Genomic DNA, 21531 nt, shown 5'->3' on the forward strand with positions numbered 1-21531 from the left:
GCGGGAGAGGGGTGAGGGTACGGTTGACCAGTGTGATTGCCGCAGACGTCGCCTCATCCCGCGCTACGCACCACCTTTCCTCCACGAAGGGGAACAATGTCCCGACGCAAGAAGGGAATGCAGCGTCGATGCGTATCCGCCGCTTTGGGCAGCGTTTTCAGCCATGCCATCTCAGGCCAACACAGCAGCGAGGCCAGCTCGCAGCATCCAATGAGCCAAGTCGGGCACCAACGACTAAACCCCCCGCCATCCACTGCGCTGAGCAATGCCACGCAGCAGCGCGGCCAGGTCATCCGCAAATCCATCCATATCGAACAGGCCACTGCGCAGGCGTTGCTCCGCCAGCTGCGCACGCACGCCACGCAAGGCCTCCGCATCGCTCGCCAGCTCGATCGCTTTGGCCACGAACGTAGCGTCATCGGCCACATTCATTTCATCCAGCCCCAGATGATGATTCAGGCTGCCGGCCACGCGCGCGGCAAATGTCTGACCAGGTGTGGTCAAGACCGGGCAGCCTGCCCATAACGCATCGGAGGCGGTGGTGTGCGCGTTGTACGGATGCGTATCCAAGAACAAGTCCGCATGTCGATAGCGCGCCAGATACTGCGGGTGCGGCAGTTTGGGCATGAAGACCAAACGCTGCGCGTGCACGCCCTGTGCCTGCGCTGCTGCACGCAATCGCGCATCCGCTTCACCCGGGCCGGACAGCAGCCACAGCACGCTGCCGGGCACCGCGCGCAATACCGCCAGCATGCGCGCGGTGCTGCGTGGATTGAGCTTGTAACTGTTGTTGAAGCAGCACAGCACCACAGCGTGATCCGGCAGCCCGCACTGCGCGCGCGATGGCGCTTCGGCCACCGTGCGCGAGGTGTCCGATGGTTGAAATGCGCGCGGCAGGCGCAGCACCTGTTCGCTGTAGAACGGCTCCAGCCACGTCGGCAATGCGATGGCGTCGCCAAGCACATAATCCATCCACGGCGCGCCCGAGGTGCCCGGATACGCCAGCCAGTTGAGTTGCACCGGTGCCGGCCGCAATGCGAAGACTTCCGGTCGTCCCCCACCGCCCCAGCCGCGCAGATCGAACAGCAGGTCGATGCCCTGGTTGCGGATATGTTGCGCGGTTGCCAGATGCCCCAGCGCAGTGACATCGTGCATGCGCGTTGCCTGCGCCAGGCGCGCGCGAATGTCGCTGCCATCGTCCGGGCTGGTTGCAAACAACTGCACCTGCAGGTCCGGCTGGCGTCGCCGCAACGCTTCGAACAAGGCCACCGTCAGCAAGCCCGTCGGGTGGGCGCCAAAGCCGTTGGACACGAATCCGAGTTGCAGCGCGCCGCGGCTGCGCAGCGTGGCCGCTGGCAGTGGGTGCACGGAGGAGGCAATCGCCTGCGCGCGGGTACGGGCGCACGCCAGCTGCTCCGCAGCGCTGGCGTCCTCGCTCAGGAACGCGAAAGGCTCCACGGCCGCTTCGCCTTGCGTTACTGCGGTGCGCACCTGTGCAGCCAGCGATTCCAGTTCGCGCCAATCGCATAAGCGGCGTCGCCAGTTGAGCAGTTGTGCGGTGATGTAGGGCTCGTGGGGCAGCAGCCGATGGGCGCGTGCGTAGGCGGCCGCGGCCTGTTCCGGTTGGCCTGCATCTTCGAGCGCGTGCCCAAGCCACAGGGCGATCCCCGGATGCTGCGGTACCAGGTCCGAGGCCTGTTGGAGCAGCGTGGCCGCTTCTGCATGGCGCTGCTGCGCCCAGCGCACCCGTCCCAGCCGCGCCACCGCTTCCGGATGGCTCGGGTGCAGCGCCAGCGCGCGCTGCACGGCCGTTTCGCCGGCAGCGGTGACGCCCATGCCCAGCTCGGCATCGGCCAGCATCAACCAGGCGACGAAATCGCCAGGCTGGCGTCGCACTTGCTCGCGCAGCTGCAGCAGCTCGCGCGGGACTTGCGCACTCACGGGCTATCGCTCAACCGTGCCAGTTCGTCGGCTTGATGTTCGTGCAGCAGCCTCCCGATCAATGCATCCAGATCGCCTTCGATGATGTTGGGCAGGTCGTACAAGGTCAGCCCTTCGACGCGATGGTCGGTGATGCGACCCTGCGGAAAGCTATAGGTACGAATGCGCTGGCTGCGGTCGCCGCTGCCCACCTGCAACTTGCGCGTCTGCGCTTCGGCCGCTGCCGCCTTGCTGCGTTCGGTGTCCAGCAACTGCGCCTTCAACCGCTTCATCGCCTTGTCGCGATTGGCATGCTGGCTGCGCTCGGTCTGGCATTCCACCACCACCCCGCTGGGCACGTGGGTGATGCGGATCGCCGATTCGGTCTTGTTGACGTGCTGGCCGCCCGCACCGGACGAGCGGAACGTGTCCACCTTCAGATCGGCCGGATTGATCGTGATCTCTTCCACGTCGTCGGCTTCGGGAATGATCGCCACCGTTGCGGCCGAGGTGTGGATACGGCCTTGCGATTCGGTTGCCGGTACGCGTTGCACGCGATGGGTGCCGGATTCGAATTTCAGCCGCGAATACGCACCGCGCCCGACCACCCGCGCCACCACTTCCTTGTAGCCGCCGTGCTCGCCGGGACTGTCGGATTCGATTTCCACCTTCCAGCCCTGGCGCTCGGCGTAGCGTGCGTACATGCGGAACAGGTCGCCGGCAAAGATCGCCGCTTCGTCACCGCCAGTGCCCGCGCGCACTTCCAGAAACAGGTTGCCGTCATCGCGCGGGTCGCGCGGTACCAGCAGCGATGCCAGCTGTGCATCGAGTTGTTCCAGGCGCGCCTGTGCAGCGGCAATTTCCTCTTCGGCCAGCTCGCGCATCTCCGGGTCGTTGCGCAGGGCTTCGGCCGTGGCCAGGTCGGCCTTGGCGCGCGCCTCCTCTTCCAGCGCCACCGCCACCGGCTCCAGTTGCGACAGTTCGCGCGAGAGCGTACGGAACGTGTCGTTGTTGCCCACCACATCGGGGTCGGAGAGCAGGTGCTGCAGTTCTTCGCGGCGCTCGGCCAGCGCTTGGAGCTTACGGCGCAGGGTCGGCGTCATCGGTCCTCACGATCGGGGTAGCTATGGGGGGATGTTGGTAACCCGGCTTTTCCGGAAACAGCCGGTCGGCCGCAGCCGTCAATTCCAGGTCGTTGTTGAGCGCCGCATCGCGCAGTGCGGCGGTGGGCGGATGCAGCAAGCGGTTGGTCAGCGCATGCGCCAACTGTTCCAGCACTTCGTCGGCCGGTTTTCCGTTGTGCAACTGCTGGCGTGCCTTGGCCAGCAGTTCGTCGCGGGTGCTATCGCCAAACGCGCGCAGCCGCTTGAGTGGTGCCTGATGCGCAGTGGCCTGCAGCGTTTCGACATAGCGCGCCACTTGCAGGTCGATGATGGCTTCGGCCTGGTCGGCCGCTTCGCGGCGCCCGCGGCGATTGTCTTCGACCGCACGTTCCAGGTCGTCCACCGTGTACAAGTAGGCGTCGCTCAACTCGCCCACCGAGGCCTCGATATCGCGCGGCACCGCCAGGTCGAACAGCAGCATCGGTTTGCGCTTGCGTGCGCGTAAGGCCTGTTCCACCTGTGCGCGGGTCACCAGCGGCTCACGCGCAGCGGTGGCCGAAAACACCACGTCGGCCTCGGCCAGGTGGCGTTCCAGATCGGTCAGCGGCAAAGCGAAGCCGCCGTGCTGGCTGGCCAGTGTCTGTGCATGGGCCAGGGTGCGGTTGGCGATCAGCAGGCGGCGCACGCGGCCTTCGCTCAGATGCTTGGCCGCCAGTTCGATGGTTTCGCCGGCACCGATCAACAGCACCGTGGATTCGTTGAGCCGGGCAAACGAGTCCTGTGCCAGTCGCACCGCCGTGGATGCGACCGACACTGGATTTGCGCCGACACGGGTGTCGGTACGCGCACGCTTGGCCACCGAAAAGGTCTGTTGGAACAGCCGGTCCAACCCGCTGCCCAGCGCGCCGTGCGCCCGCGCCACTGCCCAGGCGTCCTTCACCTGGCCCAAAATCTGGGGTTCTCCCAATACCATCGAATCCAGCCCGGTGGCGACACGAAACAGGTGACGCACCGCCTCGGCTTCCTGGTGCTGGTACAGATAACCGCTCAGGCCGGGCGCGTGGGTTTCCAGCCAGTTGACCAGGCTGTGCGCCTCCTCGGCCATCGCATACAACTCGGTACGGTTGCAGGTGGACAGCAGCGCGGCCTCGCTCACCTGGGGCAGCGCACGCAGCGATTCGAGCGCGCGCGGTAGCGCATCACCTGCGAACGCCGCGCGTTCGCGCAGGTCCACAGGTGCGGTCTGGTGATTCAGTCCGAGCACCCACAACGTCATTGTTCAGTTGCTTGCGATAAGCTGGCGGCCATTCAGGGCCCCATTTTACGGCCCGGTTGCCCCCGATGCCTGTACCGATTCGCATCCTGAGTGTTCTTTTGCTGGTCGCAATGTCCGCCAGTGCCACCGCAGCACCCAAGAAAGCACCGCCCGCTTCGCCGCCAAGCAGTGCCGGCGCCTCGTCGCTGGAACCCGTGCTTGCCGGCGAATTCGCCTTGCAGGCCGGGCAACTGGACGATGCCGCGCGCGCCTACCTGGACGCCGCCAAGGCCGAGGCCGGCGATGCCGGGCTGGCCGAGCGCGCCGCCCGCATCTCCATGCTGGCCAACGACGACCCGCGCGCGATCGAAGCGCTGGCGTTGTGGCGCGCCCGCGCACCGTCGTCGATGTCCATGCGCAGCACCGAGGCCTCGCTGGCTCTGCGCCGCAACGACCTGCGCACCGCACGCCGCGACCTGCTCGGCCTGCTCAAGGAGCCCGACCCGCGTGGCTGGCGCTTTGCGCTGATCGCCCTGGCCAACGGCGGCCGCGAGCCGGAAGCCTCGGCCGACGTGCTCGAAGACCTGGTCAAGGCCGGCGCCATCCCGAATCAGATCGAAGCCTGGCAGGAATTCGGCCGGCTTGCGCTGCGCATGGAGCGCCCGGCGCTGGCCAAGCGCATCGTCGACGAGGTGGTGCGCCGCTTCCCCGAAGAGCCGCGCGTGGCCTTGCTGCACGCGACCCAGTTGCAGCAGGAAGGCAAGAACGACGAAGCGCTGGCGCTGCTGAAGAACATCGAACCGCAAGCGGTCAAGGACTCCGAGCTGCGCGGCGCGCTGGCGTTCGCCTACGACGCCATGGGCCAGACCGAAGCTGCTGCACGCGTGCTCTCGACCGGGCCGCAGGACACGCAGACCTATGGCTTGCGTGCCTCGATGCTGGCCAAGGAAAAAGACCGCAGCTCGCTGGAGGCGCTGTACGCCGAGCTCAAGAGCAACGCCACCAAGCCCGATCCGGACCGCCGTCTGCTGCTGGGCAAGATCGCCGAATTCCTCAAACGCTACGACGAGGCGGTGGAGTGGTATCGCGGCGTGCCGGGTGGTCCGCAACTCAGCGAGGCGCGTCTGCGCGCCGCCAGCGCCTTGTACGAACTGGGCCGCAAGCCCGAAGCGCTTGCCGAAGCCCGCGCCCTGCAGGGCGACGCCAGTGCCGACGATGACGCGCGCCGCGACGCCTACGTGCTCGAAGCCGAGCTGCATCAGCGGGCCGACGATGCACCGGGCGAACTGGACGCGTTCGAACGTGGCCTGGCCGCCTACCCGGACGATAGCGCGTTGCTGTATGCCCGCGGGCTGGCCTGGGAGCGGCGCGACGATGTCCCGCGTGCCGAGGCCGATCTGCGCAAGATCCTGGTGACCGAACCGGAAAACGTCGCAGCCCTGAACGCGCTGGGCTACACCCTGGCCGACCGCACCACCCGCTACAAGGAAGCGTTGGCGCTGATCGACCGCGCCCGCACCGCCGACCCGGACAACCCGGCCATCGTCGATAGTTATGGCTGGGTGCTGTACCGGATGGGCCGTACCAAGGAGGCGCTGGTGCAGCTGCGCCGCGCCTGGGCGCTGGTCAAGGACCCGGAAATCGCGGCCCACGTCGGCGAAGTGCTGTGGGTTAGCGGCAAGCAGGACGAAGCACGTCGCTACTTCGATGAAGCGCGCCGTCTCGACCCCGACAACCGTGCGCTGCAGCGTGCGGTGGAGAAGTTCGGGCTATGAGCAAGACGGTCCGAACGCTGGCCCTGGGCGGGCTGGTGCTGGCCGGGCTGTCGGCCTGCGTCAGCGTGCCGCGCGGGCAGGGCAGCGGTGCGGCGGTGGTCGATCACGTCTCCGACAGTGCGCGCCAGGCCGAAGCCGCTCGCCAGGCCTGGTTGCAGGCGCATCCCCACTGGTCCTTCCAGGGCCGGGTGGCGATCAGCAAGGACCGCAACGGCGGCAGCGGCCGCATCGACTGGCAGCAGGATGGCCCGCGCTACCGCGTGCAACTCAGTGCGCCGGTCACCCGGCAAAGCTGGGTGCTCACCGGCGACACCACCAGTGGCGCCGGCCGGCTGGAAGGGCTGGAGGGCGGTCCGCGCAGTGGCCCCGATGCCGAGCAGGCGCTGCTGGAAGCAACCGGCTGGACCATCCCGGTCAACCAGATGCCGGACTGGGTGCGCGCGCTGCGCATCGCCGGTGCGGGTGCCGCACGCGTCGACCTGGATGCCGCCGGGCGCCCGCGCACCGTGCAGCAGGACGGCTGGACGATCGACTTTCTGGCCTGGACGCCAGCCAGCGCCGAGCAGCCCGAGCTGCCGCAGCGGATCGAAGCCCGTAGCGGCGAGGCCAAGGTGCGCCTGCTGGTCGACCAATGGACCGTATCGCCCTGATGGACGCGCCGGACACGGACTGGTCGGCCTGGCCTGCGCCGGCCAAGCTGAATTTGTTTCTGCAAATCACCGGGCGCCGGGCCGACGGCTACCACCTGCTGCAGACCGTGTTCCGGCTGCTGGACTGGGGGGACACCGTTCATCTTCGCGTGCGCAGCGGCGGCCAGATCCGCCGCGTGGGCGAGAGTTTGCCCGGCGTGGCCGAAGACGATGATCTGGTGATCCGCGCCGCGCGCCTGCTGCAGTCGGCAACCGGCGCCCAGGCGGGCGCGGAGATTCGGGTCGACAAACGCATCCCGGCAGGGGGAGGTTTCGGCGGCGGTTCCTCGGACGCGGCCACCGTGCTGGTGGCGCTCAATGCCTTGTGGGGCCTGGGTCTGGCGGCCGATGCGCTGGCCGAGCTGGGCTTGCAGCTGGGCGCAGACGTGCCAGTCTTCGTGCGCGGCCACAATGCCTGGGCCGAAGGCGTGGGCGAACAACTGACCCCGATTTCCCTGCCGGAAGCGGCCTATCTGCTGGTCGATCCCGGCGTTCACGTGCCGACACCAGCGTTATTTCGATCACAGGAATTGACGCGGGATGCTGCGCCCGCGAAAATAGCGGACTTCGCTTCCGGTTCCCTGCTCGACAATGCGTTCGAGCCGGTCCTGCGGCGCCGCGAACCCGCCGTCGAGGCCGTGTTCCAGGCGCTTTCCAGGGTCGGTACACCGCGTTTGACCGGGTCGGGAAGTGGCTGTTTCGTCGAATTCGCCACGCGCGCTGCTGCAGAGCAGGCGCTGGCGCAGTTGCCGGGCGGCCTGCGGGCGTGGGTGGCGGAGGGTGCATCGCACTCGCCGTTGCTCGACGCACGGGACGCGAGACAAGTTTGATGCAGGGGCGTCGCCAAGAGGCCCAAGGCACCAGGTTTTGATCCTGGCATTCGTAGGTTCGAATCCTACCGCCCCTGCCAGTTTGTCGAGAAAGGCAGGTCCGCCTGCACCAGGTTTCACTGCAGATCCGTCTGCAACACCTCGCGCATCCTTGCGCGGGACTCGAACGAAAGCCCGGCATTGGTTCGGCTTTGTCCTGCTCCACCATCGATCCGCACGCTCTTCGCCGCCGCCCGAGAGATCTCATGCAAGACCAACGTAATCTGCTGGTGTTCTCCGGCAATGCCAACAAGCCGCTTGCCCAGAGCATCTGCAAGGAACTGGGCGTTCGCATGGGCAAGGCGTTGGTCACGCGCTTTTCCGACGGCGAAGTGCAGGTGGAGATCGAAGAGAGCGTGCGTCGGCAGGAAGTGTTCGTCATCCAGCCTACCTGCGCGCCCAGCGCCGAAAACCTGATGGAACTGCTGGTGCTGATCGACGCGCTCAAGCGCGCCAGCGCCCAGTCCGTTACCGCGGTGATCCCGTATTTCGGTTATTCGCGCCAGGACCGTCGCATGCGCTCCTCGCGCGTGCCGATCACTGCCAAGGTGGCTGCCAAGATGATCTGCGCCATGGAGGCGGACCGCGTGCTGACGGTCGACCTGCACGCCGACCAGATCCAGGGTTTCTTCGATGTGCCGGTCGACAACGTCTATGCCTCGCCGCTGCTGCTGGCCGACATCTGGCGCGCCTACGGCACCGACAACCTGATCGTGGTGTCGCCCGACGTGGGTGGCGTGGTGCGCGCACGCGCCGTCGCCAAGCGCCTGGATGACGCCGATCTGGCCATCATCGACAAGCGCCGTCCGCGCGCCAATGTGGCCACCGTGATGAACATCATCGGCGACGTGCAGGGCAAGACCTGCGTGCTGGTCGACGACCTGGTCGACACCGCCGGTACCTTGTGCGCCGCTGCCGCGGCGCTGAAGCAGCGCGGCGCGCTCAAGGTCGTGGCCTACATCACCCACCCGGTACTCTCGGGCCCGGCGGTGGACAACATCAACAATTCGCAGCTCGACGAGCTGGTGGTCACCGACACGATTCCGCTGAGCGAAGCGGCGCGCACCTGCGCCAAGATTCGTCAGCTTAGCGTGGCCGAACTGCTGGCCGAGACCATCCGCCGTATCGCCTTCGGCGAATCGGTCAGCTCGCTTTACGTCGACTGATGCCCCATTCGGTGCCCGGATTCCCGGGTGCCGCCACACGTCTCACCTGGTCGCGGGTGAGACGCTTCATCGCCGCGAGGCGGTGTTCCAACCAGGTAGTGAAATCCAATGGCAAAGACTCATGAAATCAAGGTCGAGCGCCGCGCTGACGAGGGGAAGGGTGCGAGCCGCCGCCTGCGTCACGCTGGCGTCATTCCGGCCATCGTGTACGGTGGCGAACTTGAGCCGGTCAGCATCCAGCTCAACCACGAGCAGATCTGGCTTGCTCAGCAGAACGAGTGGTTCTACTCGTCCATCCTGGACCTGAACCTCAACGGCGACGTGCAACAGGTGCTGCTGCGCGACATGCAGCGCCATCCGTTCAAGCAGCTGATCATGCACATCGACTTCCAGCGCGTCAGCGCCAACGAGAAGCTCAGTGCTGCCGTGCCGCTGCACTTCATCAACGAAGCATCCTCGCCGGCCGGCAAGTCGAGCGAGGTGGTCGTCACCCACGAGCTCAACGAAGTCCAGGTGGTCTGCCTGCCGAAGGATCTGCCGGAGTTCATCGAGGTGGACCTCGGTGCACTGGAAGTGGGCAACGTGATCCACCTGTCCGAAATCAAGCTGCCGGCCGGTGTTGAAATTCCGGAGCTGAAGCTGGGCAAGGAGCACGACGTGGCAGTGGTGGCTGCCAAGCACGTGCGGATCGAAGAAGACGACGCTGCCGGCGAAGAAGGCAGCGAAGGCGCCGAGACCAAGTAATCCGTCGGCCGATCCCCTGCATTGCGCGCGGGATCGGCTGCGGTCACTGGCATGACTGCACTCCGCCTGATCGTCGGGCTCGGCAATCCGGGTCCGGAACACGCGCAAACCCGGCATAACGCCGGGTTTCGTTTCGTCGATGCCCTCATCGAGCGCAGTGGCGCCCGCTGGGCATTGGACAGCAAGTTGTTCGGCGAGATCGCCAGGGTCGAGATCGCGGGACAGCCGGTCTGGCTGCTCAAGCCGGCCACCTTCATGAATCTCAGCGGCAAGTCGATCACCGCCGCATTGCGGTTCTGGAAGATCGAGCCCGAACACCTGCTGGTCGCCCACGACGAACTGGATCTGGCGCCCGGTACCGCGCGGCTCAAGTTCGACGGCGGTCACGGCGGGCAAAACGGCTTGCGCGACACCATTCGCCTGCTCGGGCACGGCAAATTTCACCGTCTACGCGTTGGCATCGGTCATCCCGGCCATAAGGATCGCGTGGTGCCCTGGGTGCTGGGGCGGGCAGGGCGCGAGGACGATGCGGCGATCGGCGCTGCGGTGGACGCCGCCATCGATGTGCTGCCGCTGGCGATGGAAGGCAATTTCAACGAGGCGATGAAACGCCTGCACACCGAAAAAAAATAGAGAATGGGGAATAGGGAATGGACAGGGCGCTGCTCCTGCCATTCTCCATTCCCGATTCTCCATTCACTGGAAAACCCATGGGTATCAAATGCGGCATCGTCGGCCTGCCCAATGTCGGCAAGTCGACCCTGTTCAATGCGCTGACCAAGGCCGGCATCGCTGCGGCCAACTTCCCGTTCTGCACCATCGAGCCGAACGTCGGCATCGTGCCGGTGCCGGATCCGCGTCTCAATCAGCTGGCTGACATCGTCAAGCCGCAGAAGCTGATCCCTACCGCGGTCGAGTTCGTCGATATCGCCGGCCTGGTGGCCGGCGCGGCGAGCGGCGAAGGCCTGGGCAACAAGTTCCTGGCGCACATCCGCGAAGTCGATGCGATCACCCACGTGGTGCGTTGCTTCGAGAACGACGACGTCATCCACGTCAACAACAAGGTCGACCCGATCGCCGATATCGAAACCATCGATACCGAGCTGGCGCTGGCCGATCTGGATAGCGTGGAAAAGGCCCTCAACCGTGCCGAACGCAGCGCCAAGGGCGGCGACAAGGATGCAGCGGCGCGCAAGCCGGTGCTGGCCAAACTGCAGGCCGCGTTAGCGGATGGCAAGGCGGGTCGTGCCGCCGGTCTGGACGAGGAAGAAAAGGCGCTGGTGCGCGATCTGTTCCTGCTGACGCTCAAGCCGGTGCTTTACATCGCCAACGTGCTGGAAGACGGCTTCGAGAACAATCCGCACCTGGATGCGGTGCGCGCGCATGCGGCTGCCGAAGGTGCCGAAGTGGTGCCGGTCTCGGCGGCCATCGAAGAAGAGCTGTCGCAGCTGGACGATACCGATCGCGACAGCTTCCTGGCCGATCTCGGCCTGGAAGAGCCGGGCTTGAATCGCGTCATCCGTGCGGCCTACACGCTGTTGGGCCTGCAGACGTATTTCACTGCAGGGGTCAAGGAAGTGCGCGCCTGGACGGTCAAGGCCGGTTCGACGGCGCCGCAGGCTGCTGCCGTGATCCATACCGATTTCGAAAAGGGCTTCATCCGCGCCGAAACGATTGGTTTCGACGACTTCATCAAATACCGCGGCGAAACCGGTGCCCGCGATGCCGGGCGCCTGCGCCTGGAAGGCAAGGAATACCGTGTCCAGGAAGGCGATGTGCTGCACTTCCGCTTCAACGTGTGATCGGCTGTGCGTGGCGCCTGGCGCCGCGTGTCGTTGAGAGTGAAGGATTGCTCAAAATTTTTGTTGACACTGCATGCGTCCCACAACAAAATAACGGGCTGCTTCACCCCGAACCGAATTCGCCTCGCGGCGCACAGGTCCGGTAGTAAAAGCTGGAGGGATACCCAAGCGGCCAACGGGGGCAGACTGTAAATCTGCTGGCTTACGCCTTCGGTGGTTCGAATCCACCTCCCTCCACCAGTTTCACGTTGTGGCATGCAGTTCCCGGCGCGGGAGTAGTTCAACGGTAGAACCTCAGCCTTCCAAGCTGATGGTGCGGGTTCGATTCCCGTCTCCCGCTCCATTGAACGCAAATGCATGGCATAATGCAAAACTCGCTCACGTAGCTCAGTCGGTAGAGCACCTCCTTGGTAAGGAGGAGGTCGAAGGTTCGATTCCTTTCGTGAGCACCATTACTCAATCGTCTTCAACTCCAAACGATTACCGAGACACGCACCCATGGCAAAAGCTAAATTCGAGCGCACCAAGCCGCACGTGAACGTCGGCACCATCGGTCACGTTGACCATGGCAAGACCACGTTGACCGCTGCGCTGACCAAGATCGGTGCCGAGCGTTTCGGTGGTGAGTTCAAGGCGTACGACGCGATCGACGCGGCGCCGGAAGAGAAGGCGCGCGGCATCACGATTTCGACCGCGCACGTCGAATACGAATCCCCGACCCGCCACTACGCGCACGTCGACTGCCCCGGCCACGCCGACTACGTCAAGAACATGATCACCGGTGCGGCGCAGATGGACGGCGCGATCCTGGTGTGCTCGGCCGCCGACGGCCCGATGCCGCAGACCCGTGAGCATATCCTGCTCTCGCGCCAGGTCGGTGTGCCGCACATCGTGGTGTTCCTGAACAAGGCCGACATGGTCGACGACGCCGAGCTGCTCGAGCTAGTCGAAATGGAAGTGCGCGAGCTGCTGAGCAAGTACGACTTCCCGGGCGACGACACCCCGATCATCCACGGTTCGGCGCGTCTGGCGCTGGACGGCGATCAGAGCGATATCGGTGTGCCGGCGATCCTGAAGCTGGTCGAAGCGCTGGATTCGTTCATTCCCGAGCCGACCCGCGACGTCGACCGTCCGTTCCTGATGCCGGTCGAAGACGTGTTCTCGATCTCCGGCCGCGGCACCGTGGTGACCGGTCGTATCGAGCGCGGCATCATCAAGGTGGGCGACGAAATCGAAATCGTCGGTATCCGCGATACGCAGAAGACCACCGTCACCGGCGTGGAAATGTTCCGCAAGCTGCTGGACCAGGGCCAGGCAGGCGACAACGCCGGTCTGCTGCTGCGCGGCACCAAGCGTGACGACGTCGAGCGCGGCCAGGTGCTGTGCAAGCCGGGTTCGATCAAGCCGCACACCGAGTTCGAAGCCGAAGTCTACGTGCTGTCCAAGGATGAGGGTGGCCGTCATACCCCGTTCTTCAAGGGCTACCGTCCGCAGTTCTACTTCCGCACCACCGACATCACTGGCGCTTGCCAGTTGCCGGAAGGCGTGGAAATGGTGATGCCGGGCGACAACGTGAAGATGGTCGTGACCCTGATCAACCCGGTCGCGATGGACGAGGGTCTGCGCTTCGCCATCCGTGAAGGCGGTCGTACCGTCGGCGCCGGCGTGGTTGCCAAGATCATTAAGTAAGTGCCTGTATCCAGCCGCCTGTTGGCGGCTGGATTCAAACGAATGGCGGGCCGGCTGAACCGCGGTCCGCCTTCGTTGTCTTGGGGTTTGCGGTAAACGAGTACATACGCCAGTAGCTCAATTGGCAGAGCAGCGGTCTCCAAAACCGCAGGTTGGGGGTTCGAGTCCCTCCTGGCGTGCCACTCCTCTTTCCGGCCCAGCGACTCGGGTCAGATCGGTAACTAGAGCCGGATGAATAGCAAAATCGAGCCTTCCAAGAGCGCGTCCTCTAGCGCTGATGTCGTTAAGTACGTTGTCTCCGCTGCCCTGGTGGTTGCGGGGCTTTTTGTGTGGTTCTGGTTCTCCGCTCCCGAGCGCGCGACCCAGCTGGGCGCGTGGACGCCGCAGCTGCGTGCATTGGCTGTCATCGTCGGGTTGGTGGCGGGTGCATTTGTGTTTTTGGGTACCGGCAAGGGCCGGGAGACCCGCGAATTCCTGTCCGAATCCAGGTTCGAGTTGCGTAAGGTTGTCTGGCCGACGCGCCAGGAAGCTATCCGCACCACCTGGGTCGTCATTGTTGTTGTAATCATTCTGAGTTTGCTGTTGGGCGGCTTCGACTTTGTCATCCAGAAGCTCACGCAGTGGTTCCTGGCTCGTTGAGGAGAATCAAGCAGTGAAGCGTTGGTATGTCGTTCACGCCTATTCAGGCTTCGAAAAATCCGTTGCGCAGGCATTGCGCGACCGTATCGCGCGTGCCGAGATGGAAGATCGTTTCGGCGACGTGCTGGTGCCGACCGAAGAGGTCATCGAAATGCGCGCCGGCCAGAAGCGTCGGTCAGAGCGCAAGTTCTTCCCCGGCTACGTGCTGGTGCAGATCGAAACGCATGAAGAGGCCGGTATTCCGCGCATCGACAACGAAAGCTGGCACCTTGTGAAGGAAACTTCCAAGGTGATGGGTTTCATTGGCGGCACCGCCGACCGTCCTCTGCCGATTCGCGACGAAGAGGCGGATGCGATCCTGCAGCGGGTGCAAGATGGCGTCGAGAAGCCGCGTCCGAAGGTGCTGTTCGAGCCGGGCCAGATGGTGCGCGTCACCGAGGGTCCATTCAACGACTTCAACGGCGTCGTCGAGGAAGTCAATTACGAAAAGAGCAGGCTGCGTGTTGCCGTGCTCATCTTCGGTCGCTCCACGCCGGTCGAGCTCGAATTCGGTCAGGTCGAGAAAGGCTGACCCTGTGGGCGCCGGCTAGGCGCTCGCCCCAAATGCTGCTATAGTGCGCGGCTCGCTGTCCTGGCGAACCGCCTGGAACCAATGGCTGCCGCATGGCGGCCATCTGCGTGTGGTCAACAAACGTGAAGCCGGGACACGTGAATCCCGGTCCGATGGGGAGCCTGCAGGTCAGGCGCTAGCACCCGGAGAGTATTGAAATGGCTAAGAAGATTACCGCTTTCATCAAGTTGCAGGTCAAGGCCGGTCAGGCCAACCCTGCGCCGCCGGTTGGCCCTGCACTGGGTCAGCGCGGTCTGAACATCATGGAATTCTGCAAGGCATTCAACGCGGCAACGTCGAAGCTGGAGCCGGGTCTGCCGACGCCGGTGATCATCACCGCGTATTCCGACCGTACCTTCACGTTCGTTACCAAGAGCACTCCGGCCAGCGTGCTGCTCAAGAAGGCCGCAGGCGTGAGCTCCGGCTCGAAGCGTCCCAACACCGACAAGGTGGGCAAGGTGACGCGCAAGCAGCTGGAAGAGATCGCCAAGGTCAAGGAAGCCGATTTGACGGCAGCCGAGCTGGAAGCGGCGGTGCGCACGATTGCGGGTTCTGCCCGCAGCATGGGTTTGACGGTGGAGGGCTAAGACATGGCACAGAGCAAGCGCGTTAAGGCCATTACGGCCGCTGTCGTTCCGGGCAAGACCTATGCCTTCGAAGACGCAATCAAGATCCTGAAGACCGCCACCAAGGCCAAGTTCGTCGAGTCGATCGACGTTGCCGTGCGCCTGGGCGTGGACGCCAAGAAGTCCGACCAGCAGGTGCGCGGTTCCACCGTGCTGCCGGCCGGTACCGGCAAGAGCGTGCGCGTTGCAGTGTTCGCACCTGCAGGCGCCAAGGCTGACGAAGCCCTGGCCGCTGGCGCCGAGGCCGTGGGCATGGACGACCTGGCCGAGAAGATGCAGGCCGGCGACCTGAACTATGACGTGGTCATCGCGACCCCGGACGCTATGCGCGTCGTCGGTAAGCTGGGCACCCTGCTGGGTCCGCGCGGCTTGATGCCGAACCCGAAGGTCGGCACCGTGTCGGCCAATCCGGGCGAAGCGGTCAAGAATGCCAAGTCGGGCCAGGTGCGCTACCGCACCGACAAGGCCGGCATCATCCACTGCACCATCGGCAAGGCCAGCTTCGACGACGAAGCGCTGAAGTCGAACCTGCAGGCGCTGTTGCTGGATCTGGTCAAGGCCAAGCCGGCCACCTCCAAGGGTACCTACCTGCAGAAGGTGTCGGTCAGCTCGACCATGGGTCCGGGCGTGACGGTGGACCAGTCGAGCCTGTCGTTGAAGTAAGCGAATGCGTCCGGCGTCATGCGCCTGACGTATTTGGCAGTACAGCATTGTTTTTCCGGCCCGGGTCACCGTGTGCTGGGAGTCCGTTCCCTCCTTTGGGGTAACGGACATTTTGAAGGCGATCGCCGGCACGTCCGGCGGTAGCCGTCAAAGACCGCAGGCGCGGTCAGCGCGGATCGACGACGGGCAGGGATGCTCGCACTGGCAAGGAGTCGCCGTCGATGCAGCGGGATCGCTTAATTGGTTCGTTTCGAACCGGCCGGCGTAGATGGTGTCGCCCTTCTGGAGCTTTCTGGTTTACGCGCGTCTGGGACATCCCGGATCGAGTCCACTCCAGGTCTAGAAAGGCCACCAAAGGAACATCGGTCGATGTTCCCGGCTTCCAGGAAGGAGGCTGCCCTGGACCGCAACCGGCAGGAGCCGCGAGCGGAGTAGTTTGAAGCGGGGATTAGGGATTCGGCATTGGGGATTTGCAGGAGCTGCTTCATGGCTTTCGACGAATCACCAATCACCAATCACCAATCCCGGCTTTAACGGAGGAGTGCAATGGCTCTCAATCTGTCCCAGAAGCAAGAAGTAGTCGCCGAGCTGGCAGACATCGCCGCCAAGGCCCACTCCCTGGTCGCTGCCGAATACGCTGGCACCACGGTCTCCCAGATGACCGCGATGCGCAAGCAGGCCCGCGAAACCGGCGTGTTCTTGAAAGTTGTCAAGAACACCCTGGCTGCGCGCGCCGTTGAAGGTACTGATTTCGCTGTCGCTGCTGACAAGCTGGTCGGTCCTTTGCTGTATGCGTTTTCGATGGAGGAGCCCGGCGCAGCCGGTCGCCTGATCAAGGAATTTGCCAAGAGCAACGACAAGCTGCAGGCCAAGGTCGTGTCCATCGGCGGGGAACTGTTCCCGGCTGGACACGTCGACGTATTGGCCTCGCTGCCGACCCGTGACCAGGCCCTGGCCATGCTGGCCCGCGTGCTGTCCGAACCGGCTGCCATGTTCGCCCGTGCCGTCAAGGCCGTTGGCGACAAGCAGGGTGGTGGCGACGAAGCCGCCGCGCCGGTCGCCGAGACTGCCGAAGCTTGATGTCCTAGCGTTCGCTAGAACCCCAATCCAGAAAATCATTTAAAGGTAATCACAATGTCCCTTACCAACGAACAGATCGTCGACGCCATCGCCGAGAAGTCCCTGATGGAAGTGATGGAGCTGGTCAAGGCCATCGAAGAAAAGTTCGGCGTCTCCGCCGCTGCCCCGGTCGCTGCTGCTGCAGCTGGCCCGGCCGCCGTAGTTGAAGAGCAGACCGAGTTCAACGTGGTGCTGACCAACTGTGGCACCAACAAGGTCGGCGTCATTAAGGCCGTCCGCGCCGTGACCGGCCTGGGTCTGAAGGAAGCCAAGGATCTGACCGAAGCCGGTGGCATGCTGAAGGAAGGCGCTTCGAAGGACGAAGCCGAGAAGATCAAGAAGGAACTGACCGAAGCTGGCGCGACTGTCGAAATCAAGTAAGCAACACCTTGCATCGCCAGCGTTTCATGGTGATGCACTGAAGGCTGGGAGCGTAAAGCTCCCGGCCTTTGGCCGTTTCGGACGGGAAGTGGGATTGGAGAATCGTACATGCAGCATGGCGCGATCATTCGATTCTCAATTCCCGATTCCCGGCCTCACCGAGTTGGTAGTTGGAAGTAGCGGGAGAAGGCGTGCTGGTGCCGGCAATACCAGCGACTTCCAACTGACAATTTTGTTATTTCAGGGCCGCCGCGATGTGGCCCCCGCAGCCTAGGGTGAAGACCTCATGACGTCTTATTCGTTCACCGAAAAAAAGCGTATCCGCAAGGACTTCGGTAAGCAGCGCTCGATCCTCGAAGTGCCGTTCCTGCTTGCCATCCAGGTGGATTCCTATCGCGAATTCCTGCAGGAAGACGTGGAGCCGAACAAGCGTAAGGACCTCGGTCTGCACGCGGCATTGAAGTCGGTGTTCCCGATTTCCAGCTACAGCGGCAACGCTGCGCTGGAGTACGTCGGTTACAAGTTGGGTCAGCCGGTGTTTGACGAGCGTGAATGCCGTCAGCGCGGCATGAGCTATGGCGCGCCGCTGCGCGTGACCGTGCGTCTGGTGATCTACGACCGCGAGTCGTCGACCAAGGCGATCAAGTACGTGAAGGAGCAGGAGGTCTATCTCGGCGAAATTCCGCTGATGACCGGCAACGGTACCTTCATCGTCAACGGCACCGAGCGCGTGATCGTCTCGCAGCTGCACCGCTCGCCGGGCGTGTTCTTCGATCACGACCGTGGCAAGACCCACAGCTCGGGCAAGCTGCTGTACAGCGCCCGCATCATTCCGTACCGCGGCTCGTGGTTGGACTTCGAGTTCGACCCGAAGGATGCGCTGTTCACCCGTATCGACCGTCGCCGCAAGCTGCCGGTGTCGATCCTGCTGCGTGCGCTTGGCTACAGCAACGAAGAGATGCTGGCCGAGTTCTTCGAGATCAACACCTTCCACATCAACCCGGACGAAGGCGTGCAGCTGGAGCTGGTGCCGGAGCGTCTGCGTGGTGAAACGCTGAACTTCGACCTGGCCGACGGCGACAAGGTCATCGTGGAAGCGGGCAAGCGCATCACTGCGCGTCACGTCAAGCAACTGGAAGCCGCCGGCGTTGCCGCGCTGGCCGTGCCGGACGACTACCTGGTCGGTCGTATCCTGTCGCACGACGTGGTCGATGGCTCCACCGGCGAACTGCTGGCCAATGCCAACGACGAAATCAACGAAGACCAGCTGGCTGCCTTCCGCAAGGCGGGCGTCGATGCGGTCGGCACCCTGTGGGTGAACGATCTGGATCGTGGTCCGTACCTGTCCAACACCTTGCGCATCGATCCGACCAAGACGCAGCTGGAAGCGCTGGTCGAAATCTACCGCATGATGCGTCCGGGCGAGCCGCCGACCAAGGAAGCGGCGCAGAACCTGTTCCACAACCTGTTCTTCACCTTCGAGCGCTACGACCTGTCCACGGTCGGCCGCATGAAGTTCAACCGTCGCGTCGGCCGCAAGGACGTGCTGGGCGAGTCGGTGCTTTACGACAAGAAGTACTTTGCCGAGCGTAACGACGAAGAATCCAAGCGCTTGGTTGCCGAGCACGCCGACACTTCCGACATCCTGGAAGTGATCAAGGTGCTCACCGAAATCCGCAACGGTCGCGGCGTGGTCGATGACATCGATCACCTGGGTAACCGTCGCGTGCGTTCGGTCGGCGAAATGGCCGAGAACGTGTTCCGCGTGGGCCTGGTCCGCGTCGAGCGCGCGGTCAAGGAGCGTCTGTCGATGGCCGAGTCCGAAGGCCTGACCCCGCAGGAGCTGATCAACGCCAAGCCGGTGGCTGCCGCGATCAAGGAATTCTTCGGCTCCTCGCAGCTGTCGCAGTTCATGGATCAGAACAACCCGCTGTCGGAAGTGACGCACAAGCGTCGCGTCTCCGCGCTGGGTCCGGGCGGTCTGACCCGCGAACGCGCCGGCTTCGAAGTGCGCGACGTGCACCCGACCCATTACGGCCGCGTCTGCACCATCGAAACGCCGGAAGGCCCGAACATCGGCCTGATCAACTCGCTGGCCGTGTTCGCCCGCACCAACCAGTACGGCTTCCTCGAGACGCCGTACCGTAAGGTGCTGGACGGCAAGGTCTCCGACGACGTCGAATACCTGTCGGCGATCGAGGAAAACGAGTACGTGATCGCCCAGGCGAACGCGCTGACCGATGCCAAGAACATGCTCACCGAGCAGTTCGTGCCGTGCCGGTTCCAGGGCGAATCGCTGTTGAAGCCGCCGTCCGAAGTGCACTTCATGGACGTCTCGCCGATGCAGACCGTGTCGGTCGCAGCGGCGCTGGTGCCGTTCCTCGAGCACGACGACGCCAACCGCGCACTGATGGGCGCCAACATGCAGCGCCAGGCCGTGCCGACACTGCGTTCGCAGAAGCCGCTGGTCGGTACCGGCATCGAGCGTGCGGTTGCGCGCGACTCGGGCGTGACCGTCAATGCGCTGCGTGGTGGCGTGATCGAGCAGATCGACGCAGCCCGCATCGTGGTCAAGGTCAATGAGGCAGAAATCGGCGGCGGCACCGATGCCGGCGTGGATATCTATAACCTGATCAAGTACACCCGCTCCAACCAGAACACCTGCATCAACCAGCGTCCGCTGGTGAATGTGGGCGACGTGATCGCGCGCGGCGACGTGCTGGCAGACGGCCCGTCCACCGACATCGGCGAACTGGCGCTGGGCCAGAACATGCTGATCGCGTTCATGCCGTGGAACGGCTACAACTTCGAAGACTCCATCCTGCTCTCCGAGCGCGTGGTGGAAGAAGATCGTTACACCACGATCCACATCGAAGAGCTGACCTGCGTTGCGCGCGACACCAAGTTGGGGCCGGAGGAAATTTCCGCCGACATCCCGAACGTGTCCGAGCAGGCCTTGAACCGTCTGGATGAAAGCGGCGTGGTGTACATCGGTGCGGAAGTGCGCGCCGGCGACATCATGGTCGGCAAGGTCACGCCGAAGGGCGAAAGCCAGCTGACTCCGGAAGAAAAGCTGCTGCGTGCGATCTTCGGCGAGAAGGCGTCCGACGTGAAGGACAGCTCGCTGCGCGTGCCCCCGGGCATGGACGGCACCGTCATCGACGTGCAGGTCTTCACCCGCGACGGCATCGAGAAGGACAAGCGTGCGCGTCAGATCGAAGAGTCTGAAATCAAGCGCGTCAAGAAGGACTTCGACGACCAGTTCCGCATCCTGGAAGCGGCCATCTACGCGCGTCTGCGCTCTCAGATCGTGGGTAAGGTCGCCAACGGCGGCGCCAACCTGAAGAAGGGCGACACCGTCACCGACGCGTACCTGGACGGGCTGAAGAAGTCCGATTGGTTCCAGCTGCGCATGAAGGACGAAGACGCTGCCGACGCCATCGAGCGTGCGCAGAAGCAGATCCAGGCGCACGAGAAGGAATTCGAAGCACGTTTTGCCGACAAGCGCGGCAAGATCACCCAGGGCGACGACCTCGCACCGGGCGTGCTGAAGATGGTCAAGGTGTTCCTGGCCGTGAAGCGCCGCATCCAGCCGGGCGACAAGATGGCGGGCCGCCACGGCAACAAGGGTGTGGTCTCCAACGTGGTGCCCGTGGAAGACATGCCGTACATGGCCACCGGCGAGTCGGTCGACATCGTGTTGAACCCGCTCGGCGTGCCGTCGCGTATGAACATCGGCCAGATTCTGGAAGTGCATCTGGGTTGGGCCGCCAAGGGCCTGGGTCGCAAGATCCAGCGCATGCTGGAAGCCCAGGCCGCCGTCAGCGAACTGCGCAAGTTCCTCAACGACATCTACAACCACGACAACGCGATCAATGCACAGCGCGTGGACCTGTCGCAGTTCAGCGATGAGGAATTGCTCAACCTGGGCAAGAACCTGATCGACGGCGTGCCGATGGCGACCCCGGTGTTCGACGGCGCCAGCGAAGCGGAAATCAAGCGCATGCTGGAGCTGGCCGATCTGCCGCAGAGCGGTCAGACCCAGCTGTACGACGGTCGCACTGGCGAAGCGTTCGATCGCAAGACCACGGTCGGTTACATGCATTACCTGAAGTTGAACCACTTGGTCGACGACAAGATGCATGCGCGCTCGACTGGCCCGTACTCGCTGGTGACCCAGCAGCCGCTGGGCGGCAAGGCGCAGTTCGGTGGTCAGCGCTTCGGCGAAATGGAAGTCTGGGCGCTGGAAGCCTACGGCGCGGCCTACACCTTGCAGGAAATGCTGACGGTGAAGTCCGACGACGTGCAGGGCCGCAACCAGATGTACAAGAACATCGTCGATGGTGAGCACGAGATGGTCGCGGGCATGCCGGAATCCTTCAACGTGTTGGTGAAGGAAATCCGCTCGCTGGCGATCAACATGGAACTGGAAGAGTAAGAGCCGGGCCCGGTCAGCGGCCTGCAACCCGGAAGTGGCGAGC

General features: G+C 64.0%; 18 protein-coding genes and 5 tRNA genes. 20 read left to right on the plus strand and 3 right to left on the minus strand.

Going from position 1 to position 21531, the window contains the following annotated elements; all coding sequences use genetic code 11:
* Positions 1-234 precede the first annotated feature (234 nt).
* Genes EO156_RS18210 through hemA form a run of 3 tightly spaced genes read right to left on the minus strand, consistent with a single transcriptional unit; the run spans position 235 to position 4299 of the window.
* Positions 235-1941, minus strand: coding sequence for a tetratricopeptide repeat protein (locus EO156_RS18210; RefSeq protein WP_016850120.1), 1707 nt, complete (start codon positions 1939-1941; stop codon positions 235-237).
* Complete coding sequence (prfA, locus tag EO156_RS18215) at positions 1938-3023, minus strand: peptide chain release factor 1 (RefSeq protein ID WP_005915585.1); 1086 nt, start codon at positions 3021-3023, stop codon at positions 1938-1940. Before prfA ends, EO156_RS18210 begins: the two co-directional genes overlap by 4 nt.
* Entirely contained in the window at positions 3001-4299 is a 1299-nt protein-coding gene (gene hemA / locus EO156_RS18220; protein ID WP_003486770.1) for a glutamyl-tRNA reductase, read from the minus strand. The genes prfA and hemA overlap by 23 nt, the downstream gene beginning before the upstream one ends.
* A 65-nt stretch (positions 4300-4364) precedes the next feature.
* On the opposite strand from hemA, the gene EO156_RS18225 reads away from it, so the two are divergent.
* From EO156_RS18225 to rpoB, 20 genes are all read left to right on the plus strand, one after another.
* Positions 4365-6053 carry a tetratricopeptide repeat protein gene (locus EO156_RS18225; protein WP_029996037.1) on the plus strand — a complete coding sequence of 563 codons (1689 nt, stop codon included), beginning with the start codon at positions 4365-4367 and terminating at the stop codon, positions 6051-6053.
* A complete protein-coding gene (gene lolB / locus EO156_RS18230) occupies positions 6050-6703 on the plus strand; it encodes a lipoprotein insertase outer membrane protein LolB (protein WP_029828183.1) in 654 nt (217 codons plus the stop codon). The genes EO156_RS18225 and lolB overlap by 4 nt, the downstream gene beginning before the upstream one ends.
* The gene (gene ispE, locus EO156_RS18235; RefSeq protein WP_011050637.1) at positions 6685-7572 is read left to right on the plus strand and encodes a 4-(cytidine 5'-diphospho)-2-C-methyl-D-erythritol kinase; all 888 of its coding nucleotides are present in this window, start codon (positions 6685-6687) and stop codon (positions 7570-7572) included. The genes lolB and ispE overlap by 19 nt, the downstream gene beginning before the upstream one ends.
* A gap of 3 nt (positions 7573-7575) precedes the next feature.
* Positions 7576-7652: transfer RNA gene (locus EO156_RS18240), tRNA-Gln, on the plus strand.
* A 165-nt stretch (positions 7653-7817) separates the two neighbouring features.
* On the plus strand, positions 7818-8777 hold the full coding sequence (locus EO156_RS18245) for a ribose-phosphate diphosphokinase (RefSeq protein WP_003486761.1): 960 nt from the start codon (positions 7818-7820) through the stop codon (positions 8775-8777).
* Between the two features lie 108 nt (positions 8778-8885).
* Positions 8886-9521 carry a 50S ribosomal protein L25/general stress protein Ctc gene (locus tag EO156_RS18250; RefSeq protein WP_003486759.1) on the plus strand — a complete coding sequence of 212 codons (636 nt, stop codon included), beginning with the start codon at positions 8886-8888 and terminating at the stop codon, positions 9519-9521.
* A gap of 51 nt (positions 9522-9572) precedes the next feature.
* Positions 9573-10154 carry an aminoacyl-tRNA hydrolase gene (gene pth / locus EO156_RS18255; protein ID WP_016850341.1) on the plus strand — a complete coding sequence of 194 codons (582 nt, stop codon included), beginning with the start codon at positions 9573-9575 and terminating at the stop codon, positions 10152-10154.
* 77 nt (positions 10155-10231) lie between these two features.
* Positions 10232-11323, plus strand: a complete 1092-nt coding sequence (gene ychF / locus EO156_RS18260; RefSeq protein ID WP_003486755.1) for a redox-regulated ATPase YchF — start codon at positions 10232-10234, stop codon at positions 11321-11323.
* A gap of 154 nt (positions 11324-11477) precedes the next feature.
* Positions 11478-11563, plus strand: a tRNA-Tyr gene (locus EO156_RS18265).
* A gap of 29 nt (positions 11564-11592) precedes the next feature.
* Positions 11593-11666, plus strand: a tRNA-Gly gene (locus tag EO156_RS18270).
* 33 nt (positions 11667-11699) lie between these two features.
* Positions 11700-11775 (plus strand) — tRNA-Thr (locus tag EO156_RS18275).
* A 46-nt stretch (positions 11776-11821) separates the two neighbouring features.
* On the plus strand, positions 11822-13012 hold the full coding sequence (tuf, locus tag EO156_RS18280) for an elongation factor Tu (protein ID WP_003486726.1): 1191 nt from the start codon (positions 11822-11824) through the stop codon (positions 13010-13012).
* Between the two features lie 106 nt (positions 13013-13118).
* Positions 13119-13194, plus strand: a tRNA-Trp gene (locus EO156_RS18285).
* 49 nt (positions 13195-13243) lie between these two features.
* Positions 13244-13651 (plus strand): preprotein translocase subunit SecE, encoded by a 408-nt coding sequence (gene secE / locus EO156_RS18290; RefSeq protein WP_005917581.1) that lies wholly within the window; start codon positions 13244-13246, stop codon positions 13649-13651.
* A 13-nt stretch (positions 13652-13664) separates the two neighbouring features.
* Entirely contained in the window at positions 13665-14222 is a 558-nt protein-coding gene (gene nusG, locus EO156_RS18295) for a transcription termination/antitermination protein NusG (RefSeq protein ID WP_005917584.1), read from the plus strand.
* Between the two features lie 197 nt (positions 14223-14419).
* A complete protein-coding gene (gene rplK, locus EO156_RS18300; protein WP_003486749.1) occupies positions 14420-14848 on the plus strand; it encodes a 50S ribosomal protein L11 in 429 nt (142 codons plus the stop codon).
* Between the two features lie 3 nt (positions 14849-14851).
* Positions 14852-15550, plus strand: coding sequence for a 50S ribosomal protein L1 (gene rplA / locus EO156_RS18305; protein WP_003486747.1), 699 nt, complete (start codon positions 14852-14854; stop codon positions 15548-15550).
* 546 nt (positions 15551-16096) lie between these two features.
* Entirely contained in the window at positions 16097-16630 is a 534-nt protein-coding gene (gene rplJ / locus EO156_RS18310) for a 50S ribosomal protein L10 (protein ID WP_003486745.1), read from the plus strand.
* A gap of 54 nt (positions 16631-16684) precedes the next feature.
* Positions 16685-17050, plus strand: a complete 366-nt coding sequence (gene rplL / locus EO156_RS18315) for a 50S ribosomal protein L7/L12 (protein WP_003486742.1) — start codon at positions 16685-16687, stop codon at positions 17048-17050.
* A gap of 286 nt (positions 17051-17336) precedes the next feature.
* Positions 17337-21488 (plus strand): DNA-directed RNA polymerase subunit beta, encoded by a 4152-nt coding sequence (gene rpoB / locus EO156_RS18320; protein ID WP_003486738.1) that lies wholly within the window; start codon positions 17337-17339, stop codon positions 21486-21488.
* The last annotated feature ends 43 nt before the right edge of the window (positions 21489-21531 follow it).

The organism is Xanthomonas sp. DAR33341, assembly GCF_003992815.1.
GTDB classification, from domain to species: domain Bacteria; phylum Pseudomonadota; class Gammaproteobacteria; order Xanthomonadales; family Xanthomonadaceae; genus Xanthomonas; species Xanthomonas cissicola.